This is a genomic window from Pseudomonas sp. K5002, assembly GCF_013386655.1.
GTDB lineage: Bacteria > Pseudomonadota > Gammaproteobacteria > Pseudomonadales > Pseudomonadaceae > Aquipseudomonas.
On the sequence record NZ_JACARK010000963.1, the window covers coordinates 1 to 2,332 of the forward strand.

General features: G+C 60.6%; 3 protein-coding genes. 1 reads left to right on the plus strand and 2 read right to left on the minus strand.

The window, feature by feature from the left end; genetic code table 11:
* The coding region (locus HX846_RS31780) for an MFS transporter (protein ID WP_178966921.1) at positions 1-982 on the plus strand (982 nt) is incomplete at its 5' end.
* Between the two features lie 144 nt (positions 983-1,126).
* On the opposite strand, the gene HX846_RS31785 is transcribed toward HX846_RS31780, so the two are convergent.
* Positions 1,127-1,966: a cache domain-containing protein gene (locus tag HX846_RS31785; RefSeq protein ID WP_178966922.1), complete on the minus strand. Its 840-nt coding sequence runs from the start codon at positions 1,964-1,966 to the stop codon at positions 1,127-1,129.
* Positions 1,967-2,021: 55 nt separating this feature from the next.
* On the minus strand, positions 2,022-2,332 hold a 311-nt coding region (cynS, locus tag HX846_RS31790; RefSeq protein WP_178966923.1), incomplete at its 5' end, for a cyanase.

Genomic DNA, 2,332 nt, shown 5'->3' on the forward strand with positions numbered 1-2,332 from the left:
CGCGGGCGCCTGGTGGGTGGCCCATCGCACGCTGGTGGGGCTGCCGGTGCCGCAACGCAAGCCGGTGATCGACTACCTCGGCACTGTGCTGATGATCGTCGGTTTGACGGCGCTGTTACTGGGTATCACCGAAATCGGCCAGGGCCATCATTGGCGCGACGATGAAGTGCTGGGGCTGTTGGTCTGTGCCGTGGTGGCGTTGACGGTGTTTGTGTGGCACGAGCGTCGGGCGCGGGAGCCCTTGTTGCCGATGCACCTGTTTGCCAACCGCAGCGCGGTGTTGTGCTGGTGCACGATTTTCTTTACCAGTTTCCAGGCGATTTCCCTGACAGTGCTGATGCCGCTGCGCTACCAGACCGTCACCGGTTCCGGTGCCGACAGTGCCGCCTTGCATTTGCTGCCGCTGGCGATGGGCTTGCCGATGGGCGCGTATTTTGCCGGGCGCATGACCTCGGTGACCGGGCGTTATAAACCGATGATCCTGATTGGCGCCTTCCTGAGCCCGATCGCGATTTTCGGCATGGCGTTGAGTGCGCCTCAGGCGGTGGCGGTCACCAGTCTGTTTATGTTGCTGTGCGGGATTGCCGCCGGGATGCAGTTTCCGACTTCCCTGGTGGGTACGCAGAACTCGGTGGAGCAGCGGGATATCGGGGTGGCGACCAGCACCACCAACCTGTTCCGTTCCCTGGGCGGTGCGGTTGGGGTGGCATGCATGTCGGCGCTGTTGCTGGCGTTGTTGCAGGACTCCAGTTTTGCGCACCTGGCCAGTGGGGCGCTGGTCGCGGAAGGGAGTTCGGGGAATGTGCTGCTGGATGGCTTGAATGCGGCGCCTGGGCCGGCGCAGGATGCCTTGCGGGGGGAGTTGTTGATTACCTTCAGGCATTTGCTGATGGTCAGTGCCGGGGTGTCGTTGTTGGGGTTGGCGGCGGCGATTGCCATGCCTGATCGGGTGTTGCGGGGGCGGGAAGACAAGGCCAAATAGTCGAAAAAATGAAGATTAAATGTGGGAGCGGGCTTGCTCGCGAATGCGGTCTGTCAGTTGATAAATAGGTTGGCTGATACACCGCATTCGCGAGCAAGCCCGCTCCCACATTCGATTGCGTTCCAGCATTTAAATAGCTGACCTTCACGGGCTGTAATACCCCACAGCCACCATGAAATGTCCGGTTTTGCGCAAATACGCATGCTTGTTCTCAACCTTTCCGGTCACCGGATTTTTCCAGCGGTACTTGTATTCCCCCTGATCCTGCTCGGCCATGACCGCCAGGATCGGCTCACCCACCGGCTTCCCGTCGGGATCCTTGATCTTGCTGAAATCCGTATTCACCAACCGCGGAGTCGTGCCATGGGCCACGTAGCGCTGGGTGTCGAGGTCAACCACAAACACATACAAATCGTCCTGTAGAAAACCACCCTGCATGGCGTTGATGGCCTTGAGCGTCCCAACCGGGTCTTTCTCCAGCGCCTTGACGGCTTTGTTTCGCAGCGCTCTGGCATGTTCCGGCGTCGCCCGCGGCAGGTAGTAGCCAACGGCCAAAATCCGCTGCCCGACGCGCTGGTAATACACATGTTTGCGTTCCACCTTGCCGTCATTCCAGTTCTGCCAGCGGTAATCGGCCTGCTGGATGCCACTGCCCTCAGGCACCGCCAACGCCTCCTTGAACGACTTGTTCAGATCCGGCCCCAGTACCTCGGAAACATTGCGCCCGATCAACGCAGAAGAGGGCCCGCCACTCGCCAGCAGCACGCCCTTGGTGTTGACCACGAACACGTAACGGTCCTGGTCGACGAATTCACCCTGGCGGCTGAACGCCGCAAAAGCCTTGTCACCATTCGTCTGGTAATACGCCAAGGCCTTTTCCAGCAAGGCCTTGGCGGCTTGGGCATCCGCCTCCTCAGCGGCGGCGGCGTGCACCTGGCCAACACATAACAGCAGCAGCCAGGTGGCTCGGAGCATTGCCTTCATTACCCGTCCCTCGTTCTTGTTGGTGTGCCAAGAGCGTAGACGGTTTGCCGGCAAATCAGAACGGTTTGGTCGGCAGGTATTTGCCATCCAGGGTGATCACCGCGCGGGAGCCGCCGTCCGGGTCTTCGACCTTCTTGATGTCCAGCTTGAAGTTGATCGCGCTGATGATGCCGTCGCCAAATTGTTCGTGCACCAGGGCCTTGAGGGTCGAACCGTAGACCTGCAGCATTTCATAGAAACGGTACATGGTCGGGTCCGTCGGCACGCCGCCCGGAAAGCTGCCGCGCAGGGGCACGGTTTGCAGCAGGCGGCTGGCGTCCTGGTCGAGGCCAAGCTTGTCGCAGACCACATCGGCAGCGTCCTTGG

What these genes read in the sequence shown, in the direction of transcription:
- HX846_RS31785 (WP_178966922.1), bottom strand. Translation starts at nt 1,966, where the DNA reads ATGAAGGCAATGCTCCGAGCCACCTGGCTGCTGCTGTTATGTGTTGGC.